Annotated in this window: 12 protein-coding genes and 1 tRNA gene; 6 read left to right on the plus strand and 7 right to left on the minus strand. The window is 65.6% G+C overall.

Going from position 1 to position 14,058, the window contains the following annotated elements:
• Nucleotides 1-43 precede the first annotated feature (43 nt).
• Nucleotides 44-1,264 (plus strand): phenylacetate--CoA ligase family protein, encoded by a 1,221-nt coding sequence (locus ACFTOW_RS13160; protein WP_379916440.1) that lies wholly within the window; start codon nucleotides 44-46, stop codon nucleotides 1,262-1,264.
• Between the two features lie 34 nt (nucleotides 1,265-1,298).
• Nucleotides 1,299-2,960 (plus strand): peptidoglycan-binding protein, encoded by a 1,662-nt coding sequence (locus tag ACFTOW_RS13165; RefSeq protein WP_379916442.1) that lies wholly within the window; start codon nucleotides 1,299-1,301, stop codon nucleotides 2,958-2,960.
• Here ACFTOW_RS13165 and ACFTOW_RS13170 read toward each other — a convergent pair.
• The 3 genes from ACFTOW_RS13170 to ACFTOW_RS13180 form a co-directional block, all read right to left on the minus strand.
• On the minus strand, nucleotides 2,957-4,669 hold the full coding sequence (locus ACFTOW_RS13170; RefSeq protein ID WP_379916444.1) for a PHA/PHB synthase family protein: 1,713 nt from the start codon (nucleotides 4,667-4,669) through the stop codon (nucleotides 2,957-2,959). The two genes, ACFTOW_RS13165 and ACFTOW_RS13170, sit on opposite strands and share 4 nt — an antisense overlap.
• 163 nt (nucleotides 4,670-4,832) lie before the next feature.
• Nucleotides 4,833-4,958 (minus strand): type B 50S ribosomal protein L36, encoded by a 126-nt coding sequence (gene ykgO, locus ACFTOW_RS13175; RefSeq protein WP_024810264.1) that lies wholly within the window; start codon nucleotides 4,956-4,958, stop codon nucleotides 4,833-4,835.
• A 72-nt stretch (nucleotides 4,959-5,030) separates the two neighbouring features.
• A tRNA-Val gene (locus ACFTOW_RS13180) sits at nucleotides 5,031-5,105 on the minus strand.
• 149 nt (nucleotides 5,106-5,254) lie between these two features.
• Between ACFTOW_RS13180 and ACFTOW_RS13185 the strand changes: the two genes are divergently transcribed.
• Nucleotides 5,255-6,118 (plus strand): N-formylglutamate amidohydrolase, encoded by an 864-nt coding sequence (locus tag ACFTOW_RS13185; RefSeq protein WP_379916447.1) that lies wholly within the window; start codon nucleotides 5,255-5,257, stop codon nucleotides 6,116-6,118.
• Between the two features lie 6 nt (nucleotides 6,119-6,124).
• Here the strand turns inward: ACFTOW_RS13185 and ACFTOW_RS13190 are convergent, their stop codons facing one another.
• Nucleotides 6,125-7,378 carry a DNA polymerase IV gene (locus tag ACFTOW_RS13190; RefSeq protein ID WP_379916449.1) on the minus strand — a complete coding sequence of 418 codons (1,254 nt, stop codon included), beginning with the start codon at nucleotides 7,376-7,378 and terminating at the stop codon, nucleotides 6,125-6,127.
• A 46-nt stretch (nucleotides 7,379-7,424) separates the two neighbouring features.
• Here ACFTOW_RS13190 and ACFTOW_RS13195 point away from each other — a divergent pair, with 46 nt between their 5' ends.
• The gene (locus ACFTOW_RS13195; RefSeq protein WP_379916452.1) at nucleotides 7,425-7,856 is read left to right on the plus strand and encodes an NUDIX hydrolase; all 432 of its coding nucleotides are present in this window, start codon (nucleotides 7,425-7,427) and stop codon (nucleotides 7,854-7,856) included.
• Here the strand turns inward: ACFTOW_RS13195 and pyrF are convergent.
• A complete protein-coding gene (gene pyrF / locus ACFTOW_RS13200; RefSeq protein WP_379916454.1) occupies nucleotides 7,842-8,564 on the minus strand; it encodes an orotidine-5'-phosphate decarboxylase in 723 nt (240 codons plus the stop codon). The two genes, ACFTOW_RS13195 and pyrF, sit on opposite strands and share 15 nt — an antisense overlap.
• A 119-nt stretch (nucleotides 8,565-8,683) precedes the next feature.
• On the opposite strand from pyrF, the gene ACFTOW_RS13205 reads away from it, so the two are divergent.
• Entirely contained in the window at nucleotides 8,684-9,457 is a 774-nt protein-coding gene (locus tag ACFTOW_RS13205) for a hypothetical protein (protein ID WP_379916456.1), read from the plus strand.
• A gap of 3 nt (nucleotides 9,458-9,460) precedes the next feature.
• Here the strand turns inward: ACFTOW_RS13205 and ACFTOW_RS13210 are convergent, their stop codons facing one another.
• The gene (locus ACFTOW_RS13210; protein WP_379916458.1) at nucleotides 9,461-9,727 is read right to left on the minus strand and encodes a hypothetical protein; all 267 of its coding nucleotides are present in this window, start codon (nucleotides 9,725-9,727) and stop codon (nucleotides 9,461-9,463) included.
• A 212-nt stretch (nucleotides 9,728-9,939) separates the two neighbouring features.
• Between ACFTOW_RS13210 and clpB the strand changes: the two genes are divergently transcribed.
• A complete protein-coding gene (gene clpB, locus ACFTOW_RS13215; RefSeq protein ID WP_379916460.1) occupies nucleotides 9,940-12,555 on the plus strand; it encodes an ATP-dependent chaperone ClpB in 2,616 nt (871 codons plus the stop codon).
• A gap of 96 nt (nucleotides 12,556-12,651) precedes the next feature.
• Here the strand turns inward: clpB and ACFTOW_RS13220 are convergent.
• The coding region (locus tag ACFTOW_RS13220) for a calcium-binding protein (RefSeq protein ID WP_379916462.1) at nucleotides 12,652-14,058 on the minus strand (1,407 nt) is incomplete at its 5' end.

Genomic DNA, 14,058 nt, shown 5'->3' on the forward strand with positions numbered 1-14,058 from the left:
GGCTGACCCCGGATCCACACGACATGGCCAAGAGGACAGGCAGATGAGCGGATATTTCGACGATCTGGAAACCCGCAGCGCGGATCAGCGTGCGGCGGCTTTGGCCAGGGCGCTGCCCGAACAGGTGGCGCGCGCAGCGGGCCTGCCCGGTTATGGCGGGCGGCTGGACGGGATTGCCGCGTCCGAGATCACGGATATGGCCGCGCTGGCGGGTCTGCCGGTGCTGCGCAAATCCGATCTTGGCGCCGTGCAGGGACCGGGCAACCCTCTTGGTGGATTGACGACACGACCGGCCAGCGGATTTGCCCATATCTTTCAATCACCCGGCCCGATCTACGAGCCCGGCGGGACCGAGCATGACTGGTGGCGGATGGGCCGGTTTCTGAATGCCTGCGGCATCGGGCGCGGCGACATCGTGCAGAATTGCTTTGGCTATCACCTGACACCGGCGGGCATGATCTTTGAATCCGGTGCGCGGGCGGTGGGGGCGGCGGTGCTGCCCGCGGGCACCGGCCAGACCGAGTTGCAGGTGACCGCCGCACGCGACGTGGGCACGACGGCCTATGCCGGGACGCCCGATTACCTGAAGGTGATTCTGGACAAGGCCGACGAGATGGGCGTGAAACTGGCCATCACCAAGGCCGCCGTCGGGGGCGGTGCGCTGTTTCCGTCGCTGCGGCAGGAATACGCCGATCGCGGGATATTCTGCCTGCAATCCTATGCCACCGCCGATCTGGGCAACATCGCCTATGAGTCCGACGCGATGGAGGGGATGATCGTGGACGAGGGCGTGATCGTCGAGATCGTCACCCCCGGCACCGGCAATCCGGTGGAGCCGGGGCAGGTGGGCGAGGTGATCGTGACCTCGCTGAACCCGGATTATCCGCTGATCCGCTTTGCCACCGGCGATCTGTCGGCCGTGATGGCGGGCACCAGCCCCTGTGGCCGCACCAACATGCGGATCAAGGGCTGGATGGGCCGCGCCGATCAGACCACCAAGATCAAGGGCATGTTCGTGCGTCCCGAACAGGTGGCCGCCCTGGTCGCCAAACATGCCGAGATCACGCGCGCGCGGGTGATCGCCGGGCGCGAGGGCGAGATGGACGTGATGACCGTGCGGATCGAGGCGCAGGGCGGTGATGCGGATGCCTATGGTGCCAGCGTGGCCGAGGTGCTGAAGATGAAGGGGACCGTCGAAATCGTGGCGCCGGGCAGCCTGCCCAACGACGGCAAGGTTATCGAGGACACCCGCGAATACGGATAGACTGCCTCTGACGTCGTTTGACTGGGAGGTTGATATGCGCGTATTTTTCGTTTCGATTCTGATGGTTGCAACCGTCGGACTGTCGGCCGCCCGGGCGGCAGACCATGCGCTGATTCTGACGAACCGCGACTACGATACGCTGCCGGATGCGGGTAATGCGCTGACGGTGCGGGATTTCGGCGGTATCTTGCGTGCCGCTGGATTCGAGGTGCGACAGGGGACGAACCTGCCCGCGCGGGCAATGGTCCGGCAGGCGCAGGAGTTTCAGGACGTAGCGTCAGATCCCGATGCGGGGCGGCTGATCGTCGTGCTCTCGGGGCATATGGTGTCCTCGGTCCATGATACATGGCTGCTGGGCCGGGACGCGTTCGAGCCTGATGCCCTGTCGGTCGGCGGTCAGGGTCTGTCGCTGGAGGCGCTGACGCAGGTCATGGCCGATCGGCCCGGGCAGGCGGTGGTGATGCTGGTGCCGTCCGAGAGGGAAATCGAGGTCGGGCGCGGCCTGACAGCCGGTGTGGCGGATGTGGACCTGCCGCAGGGCGTGACGTTGGTGCAGGGGCCTGCGGATTATCTGGGACAGGTGCTGCAGGACGGGCTGCTGCAGCCCGGTGTCAGCTATGCCGATGTGACGCGACAGCGCCCGGATGGGGTGACCGTCTCCGGGCTGCGCGGCGGGAGTGTGGCCTTTACCCCGGCAGACCGGACCGTCGGGACGACAGAACCCGCAGTGAACACCCAAGCTCTTGAGGATCGCGCCTATTGGCGGGCGGTGCAGGATGTCGGCACGGTCGAAGGCTATGAGAGCTATCAGCGCCGGTTTCCGGACGGGATATTCGCGTCGCAGGCGGCGCAGCGTCTGGCCGATCTGCGTGATGCGCCACGCCGCGAGGCCGAGGCTGGCGAGGCCGCGCTGGGGCTGGACCGCAGCGGGCGGGTCGATGTGCAGCGCAAGCTGACATTGCTGGGGTTCAACACGCGCGGGGTGGATGGGCTGTTTGGCCCCGGCACGCGCGGGGCGATTTCAGGGTTTCAACGCGATATCGGAGTCGAAGAGACCGGCTATCTGAACCGTGAGGTGATGCAGGTTCTGAACCGCCGTGCCGCCCGGGCCGAGGAAGACGCGGCGCGGGCCGAAGAGGCCGCCGCGCGCGAGGCCGAGGCGAGTGACCGTGCGTTCTGGGACCAGACCGGCGCACGGGGCGATGAGGACGGGCTGCGCGCCTATCTGGATCGCTACCCGCAGGGCATCTTTGCGACCAGGGCACGCGACCGGCTGGCCGAGTTCGAGCGTCAGGCGCAAGGGCAGGAGCGCGCGGATTGGGAGGCCACCCGCGACGAAGACACGGCATCGGCCTATCGGGGGTATCTGGATCGCTATCCGAACGGGATTTTTGCCGCGCAGGCGCAGGAGCGGATTGCCGCGCTGACAGCGCCGGACCCTCCGGCAGAGGAAGAGAACGCTCAGGCCCGCCAGGACCGGGCCGAGGAACAGCAGGTTGCGGGCAATCCGGTGACCCGGCTGCTGATCGAACGGCGGCTGGCGCAGCTTGGGTATGACCCGGGATCGGCCGAGGGCATCTTTGATCAGGCCACCCGGCGCGCGGTCCGGGCGTTTCAGGAGGAAGAGGGCCTGCCGGTGACGGGTTTTATCTCGCAGGGGACGGTGGCGGCCTTGCTGGGGATGGGCAGCGACTAGCGGATCATCACATAGTCGCCCGGCGCTGCACCCAGCGCCGGTGCGCCCATCGGCGGCGGTGTGACCCGCGCGGCGCTGTGGCGGGCCAGCCAGCCGCCCCATTGCGGCCACCATGACCCGTCCTGTGCCGCATGATCCGCCAGCCAGCTGTCGGGATCGGCATAGAGATCACCGGGCTGGCGCTGGCCGATGCGGAAATGGCGGTGCCTGTGGCCCGGTTCGCTGACAATGCCGCCGTTGTGCCCGCCGCTGGTCAGGCAGAACGTGACCTCGGTATCGGTGAACAGCCCGATCTTGTAGACCGACTGCCAGGGCGCGATGTGATCGGTTTCGGTGCCGACGGCAAAGACGGGGATTCGGATGTCGCGCAGGGCGATCACCTTGCCATCCACGGCAAAGCGCCCGGCGCTCAGGCGGTTTTCCAGAAACAGGCTGCGCAGGTATTGCGAATGCATCCGCGCGGGCATGCGGGTGGTGTCGGCGTTCCAGACGGCGATGTCGGCGGTCTGATCGACCTCGCCCATCAGGTAGCGGCGCACCGCGCGGGTCCAGACCAGATCCTCGGCGCGCAGGGCCTGAAACGCGCCTGCCATCTGCTTGCCCTCCAGCACGCCGGCCTGGGCCATCATCGCCTCGAGAAACGCAAGCTGGCTTTCATCCATGAACAGCAGCAGCTCGCCTGCCTCGCTGAAATCGGTCTGGGCGGCGAGCAGGGTCAGCGAGGCCAGCCGTGTGTCACCATCGCGCGCCATTGTCGCGGCAGCGATGGACAGGATCGTGCCACCCAGGCAATAGCCGCAGCCGTGGATCGGTGTGTCGGGCACGATCCGCGCCACCGTATCAAGGGCGGCCATCACCCCGTCGCGGCGATAGTCATCAAGCCCCAGATCGGCCATGTCTGGCGTCGGGTTGATCCAGCTTATGCAGAACACCGTGTGCCCCTGACCCACCAGCCAGTTGATCAGCGAGTTCTGCGGCGACAGGTCGAGGATGTAGTATTTCATGATCCATGCGGGCACGATCAGCACCGGCTCGGGGTGCACGTCATCGGTTTGCGGGCTGTACTGGATCAGTTCGAACAGGTGGTTGCGAAACACCACCTGACCGGGTGTGCAGGCGATGTCGCGGCCCACATGCAACGGGCTGTCGGGGGTGCTCCCTTCCAGCTTGTGGGTCATGTCCTCCAGCCAGTTCTGCGCGCCCTGTGCCAGCGCCGCCCCTTTGGTGCCGGTGACGGCGCTGATGATCTCGGGGTTCAGGACGGGGCTGTTGCTGGGCGATGTGCTGTCGAGCATCTGGTGCAGCATGAAGCGCACACGCTCGGCGTTGCGCGGGTGCACGCCGGGCAGGTCGCTGGCTGCGGTCTGCCACCAGTCCTGCGTCGCCAGATGCGCCTGCGCCCATGCGCGGAACGGCGGATGCGCCCAGGCCGGATGGGCAAAGCGGTGGTCGGTACGGTCGGGCGGAAAGGGCGTGGCATCGGGATCGGGGCGCATTGCGTCGGTGGCCAGCGTGGTGGCATCCTGCACCGCCTTTTCCCACAACTGCATCTGGCGGCCCGGTGCGGCGGAAAGATGCCCGATCCAGTCGGCCCATGCCGCCAGGGTAGCATGGGGTGACAGGCCGCCGGTCAGCTTGCCCGTGGCGGCGTGCAGCGCCTGATCCAGTTCGTCATAGCGTGTGGTGCGCGGGGATTTGGGGCATGTCATCTGCGGCCTTTTGCATGGAGTCCTCACATGGCCATGCCCGGCCTGTGTTACAACGCCATGACAGCCCGCAATGCAGGCTGGCACAAAAGCCAGGCCCGCACAAAAGCAAAGACCGCCGTCCGGGTGGGACGACGGCCTTGAAGCACTACTCAAGCGCGATGGTTCAGCCCTGGCGGGCTTTGAACCGGGGCTGCGTCTTGTTGATGACGTAGACGCGGCCCTTGCGGCGCACGACACGGCAGTCGCGATGACGCTGCTTGAGCGAGCGGAGCGAGTTCTTGACCTTCATGGGTCATCTCCTTTCGTCGCGGCGCGGGCGTGCGCCATTTGCAGGTCGCCCCGAAAAGGGGCAGTGAAATCATGGTGGGCGGTACAAGGTTCGAACTTGTGACCCCTACGATGTCAACGTAGTGCTCTACCACTGAGCTAACCGCCCGAAGTCCCGTCACATTCCTTGCCCCTAACAAATAGGGGCGCGGAAATCCGCGCCGGTTCGCTGGTCTATAAAAGGAGTCGTCAGGGGGATCAAGGGCTTTTGGCATCCGTCACAATCGGTCTATGTTGGGCAGGAACAAAGGAACGCCCATGCCCAAGGTCGCCTATCACCTGATCCATCCGCACAAGCGCACGACCAGCGCGATCTTTGCTTCGCCGCACAGCGGGCGCGAGTATCCGTGGACGTTCCTGCGCCGCACCGTTCTGGACGAACACAGCATCCGGTCTTCCGAAGATGCCTTTGTGGACAAGCTGTTTGCCAGCGCACCGAAGCACGGAGCACCCCTGCTGCTGGCCGGTGCGCCGCGGGCTTTTGTCGACATGAACCGCAGTGCAGAAGAACTGGACCCGGCCCTGATCGAGAACGTGCGCGCGCCTGCGCACAACCCGCGCATCGCCTCGGGGCTTGGGGTGGTGCCGCGTGTGGTGGCCGGGGGGCGCGCGATCTATAGCGGCAAGATCAGCCGGGACGAGGCGCAGCGGCGCATCGAAACCTATTGGCGGCCCTACCATGGGGCCCTGCGCCGGCTGCTGGACGAATCACTTGCGATGTACGGCGAGGCAATCCTGATCGACTGTCATTCGATGCCGCATGAGGCGATGGATGGCATCACCCGCGCCGGTGTGCCCCGCCCCGAGGTGGTGCTGGGCGACCGCTTTGGGGCCTCGGCCAGCGCAGAGGTGGTGGACCGGATCGAGGCGGCCTTTGCCTCGGCCGGGCTGAACGTGGTGCGCAACGCACCCTTTGCCGGGGCGTTCACCACGCAGCATTATGGCCGCCCGACGCGCCGTCAGCATGTGGTGCAGATCGAGATCGACCGCGCGCTGTACATGAACGAGCAGATGATCCGCCCCAACGGCAATTTCACCGAGCTGCAGCGCATTCTGGCGCAGGTGGTCGCCGAGGTGGCCGATCTGGGCCGGGCCAAGGATGTACCGCTGGCGGCAGAGTAACCCGGCCTATCGCAGGGCGCGGCCTTTCAGGATCGCATCCTCGCCGAATTTCCTGCGGATGTCATCGGTGGCGCGTTCGGCGCGGGCACGTGCGCGCGCCTGCGGGTCCAGCAGGTCGCCCGACAGGTCCGCCGCCTCGGCGCCGCACAGATCCGACAGGCCCACGCCCAGCAGGCGGTAGGGGCTGGCGTGCGCGGTCTGGTCGAACAGCGCGCGCGCGGTGCGGTAGATCACATCGGCCATCTGCGTGGCATCGCGCAGGCTTTGCCGGCGGGTCAGCAGCTTGTGATCGGCGCGCTTGAGTTTCAGGGTCACGACGCGCCCGGCCTTGCCGGTGGCCTTGGCGCGGTCTGCCACCTTTTCGGCCAGCCGCCAGATATGACCATCCAGCAGGTCGGGGTCGGCTGTGTCGGTGGAAAACGTGGTCTCGTTCGAGATGGATTTCACCGGCGAGTCGCGCGACACGCGCCGGGTGTCCTGCCCGCGGGCCAGATGCCACAGACGGTTGCCCATCGACCCGAAGCGCGCGATCAGGTCGCGTTGCTCCCACCGCAGCAGATCGCGGAAGGTGCGGATGCCCGCGTGTTCAAGCTGCGCCTGCGCCGCCTGACCCACGCCCCAGATCAGGCGCACGGGGCGGTCGCGCAGGAAATCCATCGTCTCGGCCCGGCCGATCACCGAAAAGCCGCGCGGCTTGTCCAGGTCGGATGCGACCTTGGCGAGGAACTTGTTGTGCGACAGCCCGATCGAGCCGGTGATGCCCAGCTCGTCGCGCATGCGTCTGACCAGCCGGGCCAGCATCACGGCGGGGGGGTGGCCATGCAGGCGCGCGGTGCCGGTCAGATCCATGAACGCCTCGTCCAGCGACAGGGGTTCGATGGCCGGGGTCATCTCCTCCATCATGGCGCGGATCTGGCGGCTGATGTCGGCATAGACTTGCATGCGCGGGCGGATCACCACCGCGTCGGGGCACAGCTTGAGCGCCTGAAACATCGGCATGGCCGAGCGCACGCCGCGAATCCGCGCGACATAGCAGGCGGTGGACACCACGCCGCGCCGCCCGCCGCCGATGATCACCGGCTTGTCGGCCAGATCGGGATTGTCGCGTTTCTCGACGCTGGCGTAGAAGGCATCGCAATCCATATGGGCGATGCTCAGGTCGAACAGTTCGGGGTGGCGGGTGATGCGCGGACGACCGCAGGCGGGGCAGCGGGCCCCGTCATCGAATGTGGTCAGGCAGTCGCGGCACAGGGCGGGCATGGTGTTTCTGCTGGTTGGGGTCGGGGCCAGTATATAGGCTGGCGGCATGGAGCACGACAGCGATTTTACAGGTGCCAAGCTGGCGCTGTTTCTGGGCGGGCGACTGGCGGTGATCCGGCGCGATGACAGGGACGGGCTGGTCTGGCCGGGCTATTGGGATTTTCCCGGCGGCGGGCGCGAAGGGGCTGAAAGCCCTGCCGATTGCGCGCTGCGCGAAACGCACGAGGAGCTGGGGCTGGCCGTGCCGCCGGAGGCGCTGGTGTGGCGCCGCGCGTTTCTGCGGCCCGACGGGGCTGTGGGCTGGTTCTTTGCCGCGCATCTGCCGGGGGAGTGGGCAGATCGCGTGCGGTTCGGGGATGAGGGGCAGGAATGGGGCCTGATTGCGGCGCAGGACTATCTGGCGCATCCGCTGGGCATACCGTATTTCAAGGAACGCCTGCGGCTGTATCTGATGGTGACGCGCTCAGACGTTGGGTGACAGGGCCTGCGGGCTGGCCAGCTCGTCCACGATGGCCTGTGCCGCCGCGCGCACGTCGGCGGCCTGCCAGATGGGGCGGCCCACGACCACGTGATCGGCCCCGGCGGCCACGGCCTGTGCCGGTGTGGTGACCCGTTTCTGATCGCCAAGATCGGCACCGGCAGGGCGCACGCCGGGGGTAACGATCAACCGGCCCGCGGCCTGCGGGAGGGCGCGGATCATCGCGGCCTCTTGCGGGCTGGCGATGACGCCGTCGGCCCCGGCCTCGAACGCCATTGCGGCGCGTTCGACCACCAGATCGGCCACATCGCCCGCCTTCATCAGCCCGGCATCCAGATCGGCGCGGTCAAGCGAGGTCAGGATGGTGACGGCGAGGATTTTCAGATCCTTGCCTGCGGCCCCTTCCTTGGCGGCGCGCACCACATGCGGATCGCCGTGCACGGTCAGGAAATCCAGATCGAATTGCGCCAGCCCGCGCACGGCGTTTTCCACCGTGGCACCAATGTCGAACAGCTTCATGTCCAGAAAGATGCGCTTGCCGTGTTCCTGCTTCAGCTCGTTGGCCAGCGCGAGACCGCCGCCGGTGAGCATCCCCAGACCGATCTTGTAGAAGGACACGGTGTCGCCCAGACGCTCCGCCAGTTCCAGCCCGGCCAGCGCGTTGGGCACATCAAGCGCCACGATCAGGCGGTCATCGGATCTGGTCATGTCGTGTCTCCTGCATTTGCAGGCCCGTGTTAGGAGGTTGTGCCGATTGCGACAAGGGCGCAGTTGACCGGGGCGATGGCTGTTGCGATCATCACGCAAACCAGAACGAGGGACATTTCATGCAAATCAATATCGCACTTGACCAGCCGGAAGCCGAGGCCAGATCGGGCCCCATTCAGGTCGGCTGGTTTCTGACCTCCGACAAGGGCGGGGTGGTGTTTGCGCCGCCCGAGCGTCTGACCTCGCGCCAGACCAACACGGGCCATGCCAAGTCGGCCTCGCGCTGCCCGGCGGTGATCCAGATGGAAAGCCGCTATTTCGTGGTCAAATGCCCCTTTGACCTGAATATCGGTTTTGGCCGCAACCCCGACGGGCGCGCGGTTCTGATCAACCGCTCCGGCCCGTCGGCCTCGCTGCGTCGCAACAAGCTGAACAACGTGATCACGCTGGTGAACGAGGAGGAATGGCGCTATCCCGACCGGCCGACGGTGCAGGTCATGCTGCCCTATTGCTTTATCGCGGATGAAACGCTGTACATGACCCAGTTGGGCCCGTTCGCCCATTACCGGCCGGATCCTCTGCCCGGCACGATCTTTGGCGGGCGCTTTCCGATCAACATCTGGCCCCGCCCGCTGATGTGGGCGTTCGAATGGCATGACACCAAAAAGGATCTGGTGCTGGGCCGGGGCGAGCCGCTGTTCTACTGCCAGTTCGAAGGGTCGGGCCCGGAACGGCCCGTGCAGATGGTCGAGGCCGATCTGACGCCGGAACTGGAATCCTACATGGACAAGCTGTCGGGGGTGGCGAATTACGTCAACCAGACCTTCAGCCTGTTCAAGGCGGCCGAGGAAATGCGCCCGCCCAAGCTGCTGAAGGTCAAGGGCCGCGACTAGGCGTCAGGCGGCCATCGGCAGGTCGGCTTCGGCCAGGTGATGCGCCAACGTGATCTGCGCCGTGCCCCGGCGATACTCGGGCATGCGCGCGATCTGGCGCAGCGCCTCGGTCAGCAGGCTGGTGTGGATGACGGACACCGTTTGCACGACGCCCACGGTTACGCGACAGACGCAATGGGTGGCCCCGGTCTGTGTCAGCAGGGTCACCACAGCCTCGCACAGGCCGTTTTCAAAACTCAGCTCGGAATATTCGACCGCGTTGATGTGCATGGGTGCCTCCTTGGGTGGTAAAGAAATGGTTAACCCCGGAATGTGGTGCGATTGAGGTCGCAAGGCGGCGATTCCCGAACCGTGCGGTCACGTGCGCGTGTGCTCTTGAACCGCGCCACTTCGGATCACACATAAGTGACGAGGCCCGGAAAGGGGGCGTGCCGCTTGGCGGGCGCTTCTGACACAGGGCGCTTTGCAAAAGGAGAAAGACCATGGACTTGAGCAAGTTCACGGAACGGTCGCGCGGCTTCATCCAGGCAGCGCAGACCATCGCGATGCGCGAAAATCATCAGCGTCTGGTGCCGTTGCACCTGCTGAAAGCCTTGATGGATGATCCCGAAGGATTGGCCAGCAACCTGATCAAACGTGCCGGCGGCGCGCCCGAGCGCGTGACCGAGGCCCTGTCGCTGGCCATGGGCAAGCTGCCCAAGGTGACCGGAGATGCCGCGCAGGTGTATCTGGACAACACGATGGCGCGCGTTCTGGACGAGGCGCAGAAGATCGCGACCAAGGCGGGTGACAGCTTTGTTCCCGTCGAACGGTTGCTGATGGCGCTGGCATTGGTGAAATCCGATGCCAAGGAGGCGCTGGATGCCGGGGCGGTGACGCCGCAGTCCCTGAACGAGGCGATCAACGACATCCGCAAGGGCCGCACGGCCGACAGCGCCAGCGCCGAAGAGGGCTATGACGCGCTGGAGAAATACGCGCTGGACCTGACCGCGCGGGCGCGCGAGGGCAAGATCGACCCGATCATCGGCCGCGACGAGGAAATCCGCCGCGCCATGCAGGTTCTCAGCCGCCGGACCAAGAACAACCCGGTGCTGATCGGGGAACCGGGCGTGGGCAAGACCGCGATCGCCGAGGGTCTGGCGCTGCGCATCATTGATGGCGACGTGCCGGAATCCCTGCGCAACAAGCGCCTGATGGCGCTGGACATGGGCGCGCTGATCGCCGGGGCCAAGTATCGCGGCGAGTTCGAGGAACGTCTGAAAGCGATCCTGAAAGAGATCGAGGCCGCGGCGGGCGAGATCATCCTGTTCATCGACGAGATGCACACGCTGGTGGGTGCCGGCAAGGCCGATGGCGCGATGGATGCGGCCAACCTGATCAAGCCCGCGCTGGCGCGTGGTGAACTGCACTGCGTCGGTGCCACCACGCTGACCGAATACCGCAAGTATGTCGAAAAGGACGCGGCCCTGGCCCGCAGGTTCCAGCCCATCATGGTCGAGGAACCCACGGTCGAGGACACGATCAGCATCCTGCGCGGCATCAAGGAGAAGTACGAGCTGCACCACGGTGTGCGGATCAGTGACAGCGCGCTGGTCTCGGCGGCGACGCTGAGCCATCGCTACATCACCGACCGTTTCCTGCCTGACAAGGCGATCGACCTGGTGGACGAGGCGGCCAGCCGCCTGCGCATGGAGGTCGACAGCAAGCCCGAGGAACTGGACGCGCTGGACCGGCAGATCCTGCAGATGCAGATCGAGGCCGAGGCGCTGCGCAACGAGGATGACACCGCCTCGAAGGACCGGCTGGACAAGCTGGAGCGCGAACTGGCCGATCTGCAGGACCGCTCAGCCGAGATGACCGCCAAGTGGCAGGCCGAACGCGACAAGCTGGCCTCGGCCCGTGAGTTGAAGGAGCAGCTTGACCGGGCGCGGGCCGAACTGGACATCGCCAAGCGCGAGGGCAATCTGGCCAAGGCGGGCGAGCTGTCCTATGGCATCATCCCGCAGCTTGAAAAGCAGCTGAGCCAGGCGGAAAATCAGGATGACGATGTCATGGTCGAAGAGGCCGTGCGCCCCGAGCAGATCGCGCAGGTGGTCGAGCGGTGGACGGGTATCCCGACCAGCAAGATGCTGGAAGGCGAGCGCGACAAGCTGCTGCGCATGGAGGACGAGCTGCACCGCCGCGTGATCGGGCAGGACACCGCCGTCAAGGCCGTGGCCAACGCGGTGCGCCGGGCGCGGGCCGGTCTGAACGACGAGAACCGGCCGCTGGGCTCGTTCCTGTTTCTCGGGCCGACCGGTGTGGGCAAGACCGAACTGACCAAGGCCGTGGCCAATTACCTGTTCGACGACGATCAGGCGATGGTGCGTATCGACATGAGCGAGTTCATGGAGAAGCACAGCGTGTCGCGGCTGATCGGGGCGCCTCCGGGGTATGTCGGCTATGACGAGGGCGGGGTCCTGACCGAGGCGGTGCGCCGTCGCCCGTATCAGGTGATCCTGTTCGACGAGGTCGAAAAGGCCCACCCCGAGGTGTTCAACGTTCTGTTGCAGGTGCTGGACGATGGCGTGCTGACCGATGGTCAGGGCCGCACGGTCGATTTCAAGCAGACGCTGATCGTGCTGACCTCGAACCTTGGCTCGCAGGCGCTGTCGCAACTGCCGGACGGGGCGGACGTGGCCGATGCCAAGCGCGGCGTGATGGAGGCGGTGCGGGCGCATTTCCGGCCCGAGTTCCTGAACCGTCTGGACGAGATCGTTGTGTTCGACCGGCTGAACCGGGGCCAGATGGACGGGATCGTGGATATCCAGATGGCGCGGCTGCAAAAACGGCTGGCGTCGCGCAAGATCCGGCTGGATCTGGACCAGACGGCACGCACCTGGCTGGCGGATGAGGGGTATGACCCTGTCTATGGCGCGCGGCCGCTGAAGCGCGTGATCCAGAAGGCGCTGCAGGATCCGCTGGCCGAGGCGATCCTGGCCGGTGAAGTGGGTGACGACGCCGTGGTGCCGGTATCGGCCGGGGCCGAGGGGCTGATCATCGGCGACCGGGTGGGCAACACCAACCGCCCCAAGCCGGACGATGCCGTAGTGCATTGAGCCCATGAGGTCACGAAACAGAAAAAGGCGGGGCAATGCCCCGCCTTTTTTGTTTTGTGGCAGGGCAGCAGCGATGCTGACCCTGCGATGACTGCATCAGAAGATGAAATCGGACTCATCGATATCTGCCAAATCGGTGTTTTGCAGCAGGACGACATCACGCGTGCTGACGCGCACCTCGACGTCGGTGCCGATCTGGGTCAGGGTCAGATCACTGATATCGGTAAAGCCGAAGGCAGAGAAATCCAGCAGGTCGATGCCATCCTCGAAATCTGTGATGATGTCGGCGTTCATGCGATCCTCGAACACGAACACGTCCGCGCCCGTCCCGCCGGTCAGGATATCCTCGCCGAACCCGCCCGACAAAGTGTCGTTGCCGGTGCCACCGTACAGCTTGTCCTTGCCTGCGCCGCCGTAGAGCATGTCGTCATCCGCGCCGCCCCAAAGCTGGTCATTGCCGTTGTCCCCAATCAGGATGTCACGGCCACCATCGCCATAGATCCTGTCGTTGTCGGCCCCGCCGTTCAGCGTATCATTGCCGTCGCCGCCTTCCATCTTGTCGTTGCCCGCGCCGCCGAACATCAGGTCGCGGCCATTGCCGCCGAACAGCTGATCGTCGCCCGACCCACCGTCCAGCGTGTCATCGCCGGCCTCGCCCTTGATCGTGTCCTTGCCCGAGCCGCCTGACAAAAGGTCATTGCCGTTGCCGCCGCGCAGGTCATCGGCGCCGCCCAGACCATCGAACACGTCATCACCGGCGGTGCCGTCGAAGCGGTCGGCGCTTTCGCTGGCCTCGACCGGCGGTGGCGGGGGGGCAAAGATGAAATCGCTGGCGTCCAGCTCGGCGGCGGTGATGCCATCAAGGGTCAGCCGTGCGCCGTTGGACAGGGTCACGCGCGCGCCGAGGGACGAGTCGTCGATCGTTAGCTCTGAGATGTCGGTGACGCGAAAACCCGACACATCGATCATGTCGATACCATCGGTGAACTGGAACACCATGTTCTGATCGCTCTGGCCGTGCAGGGCAAAGATATCGACGCCGGACCCGCCGATCATCGTGTCGTTGCCGGTGCCGCCATCAAGATAGTTCGTGCCGCTTGTCGCCACCAGCAGGTCGTCGCCCTTGCCGCCCATCATGGTGTCGTCACCGGCCCCGCCATAGAGCGTGTCGTCGTTGTTGCCGCCGTCGAGAAAATCGTTGCCATCGCCGCCGAACAGCGTGTCCTCGCCATTGCCGCCATAGAGCATGTCGTCATCGGCCCCACCATCGAGCATGTCGCGTCCGCAACCGCCGTGCAGCGTGTCGTCGCCCGCGCCGCCGAACACGTCGTCCGAGCCATTGCCGGCATAGACGCTGTCGTCGCCGTCGAGAAGATTGATGACATCGGATGTGTCTGTGCCGACCAGCACATCGTCCAGCGCCAGGGGAATCGCTTTTGGGCCGATCGGTGTGTTTGAGCGCGCTTGCGTCTGAGCCTGAGTTGGATTCTGTAATGTTGGGTG

Origin of the sequence: Lacimonas salitolerans (genome assembly GCF_042677865.1) — a bacterium.
GTDB classification, from domain to species: Bacteria; Pseudomonadota; Alphaproteobacteria; order Rhodobacterales; family Rhodobacteraceae; genus Lutimaribacter; species Lutimaribacter salitolerans.

Coding starts and splice junctions, on each gene's coding strand:
- ACFTOW_RS13165 (WP_379916442.1), top strand. CDS start 1,299: ATGCGCGTATTTTTCGTTTCGATTCTGATGGTTGCAACCGTCGGACTG.
- ACFTOW_RS13205 (WP_379916456.1), top strand. CDS start 8,684: ATGCAAATCAATATCGCACTTGACCAGCCGGAAGCCGAGGCCAGATCG.
- ACFTOW_RS13185 (WP_379916447.1), top strand. CDS start 5,255: ATGCCCAAGGTCGCCTATCACCTGATCCATCCGCACAAGCGCACGACC.
- ACFTOW_RS13190 (WP_379916449.1), bottom strand. CDS start 7,378: ATGCCCGCCCTGTGCCGCGACTGCCTGACCACATTCGATGACGGGGCC.
- clpB (WP_379916460.1), top strand. CDS start 9,940: ATGGACTTGAGCAAGTTCACGGAACGGTCGCGCGGCTTCATCCAGGCA.
- ACFTOW_RS13160 (WP_379916440.1), top strand. CDS start 44: ATGAGCGGATATTTCGACGATCTGGAAACCCGCAGCGCGGATCAGCGT.
- ykgO (WP_024810264.1), bottom strand. CDS start 4,958: ATGAAGGTCAAGAACTCGCTCCGCTCGCTCAAGCAGCGTCATCGCGAC.
- ACFTOW_RS13170 (WP_379916444.1), bottom strand. CDS start 4,669: ATGACATGCCCCAAATCCCCGCGCACCACACGCTATGACGAACTGGAT.
- pyrF (WP_379916454.1), bottom strand. CDS start 8,564: ATGACCAGATCCGATGACCGCCTGATCGTGGCGCTTGATGTGCCCAAC.
- ACFTOW_RS13195 (WP_379916452.1), top strand. CDS start 7,425: ATGGAGCACGACAGCGATTTTACAGGTGCCAAGCTGGCGCTGTTTCTG.
- ACFTOW_RS13210 (WP_379916458.1), bottom strand. CDS start 9,727: ATGCACATCAACGCGGTCGAATATTCCGAGCTGAGTTTTGAAAACGGC.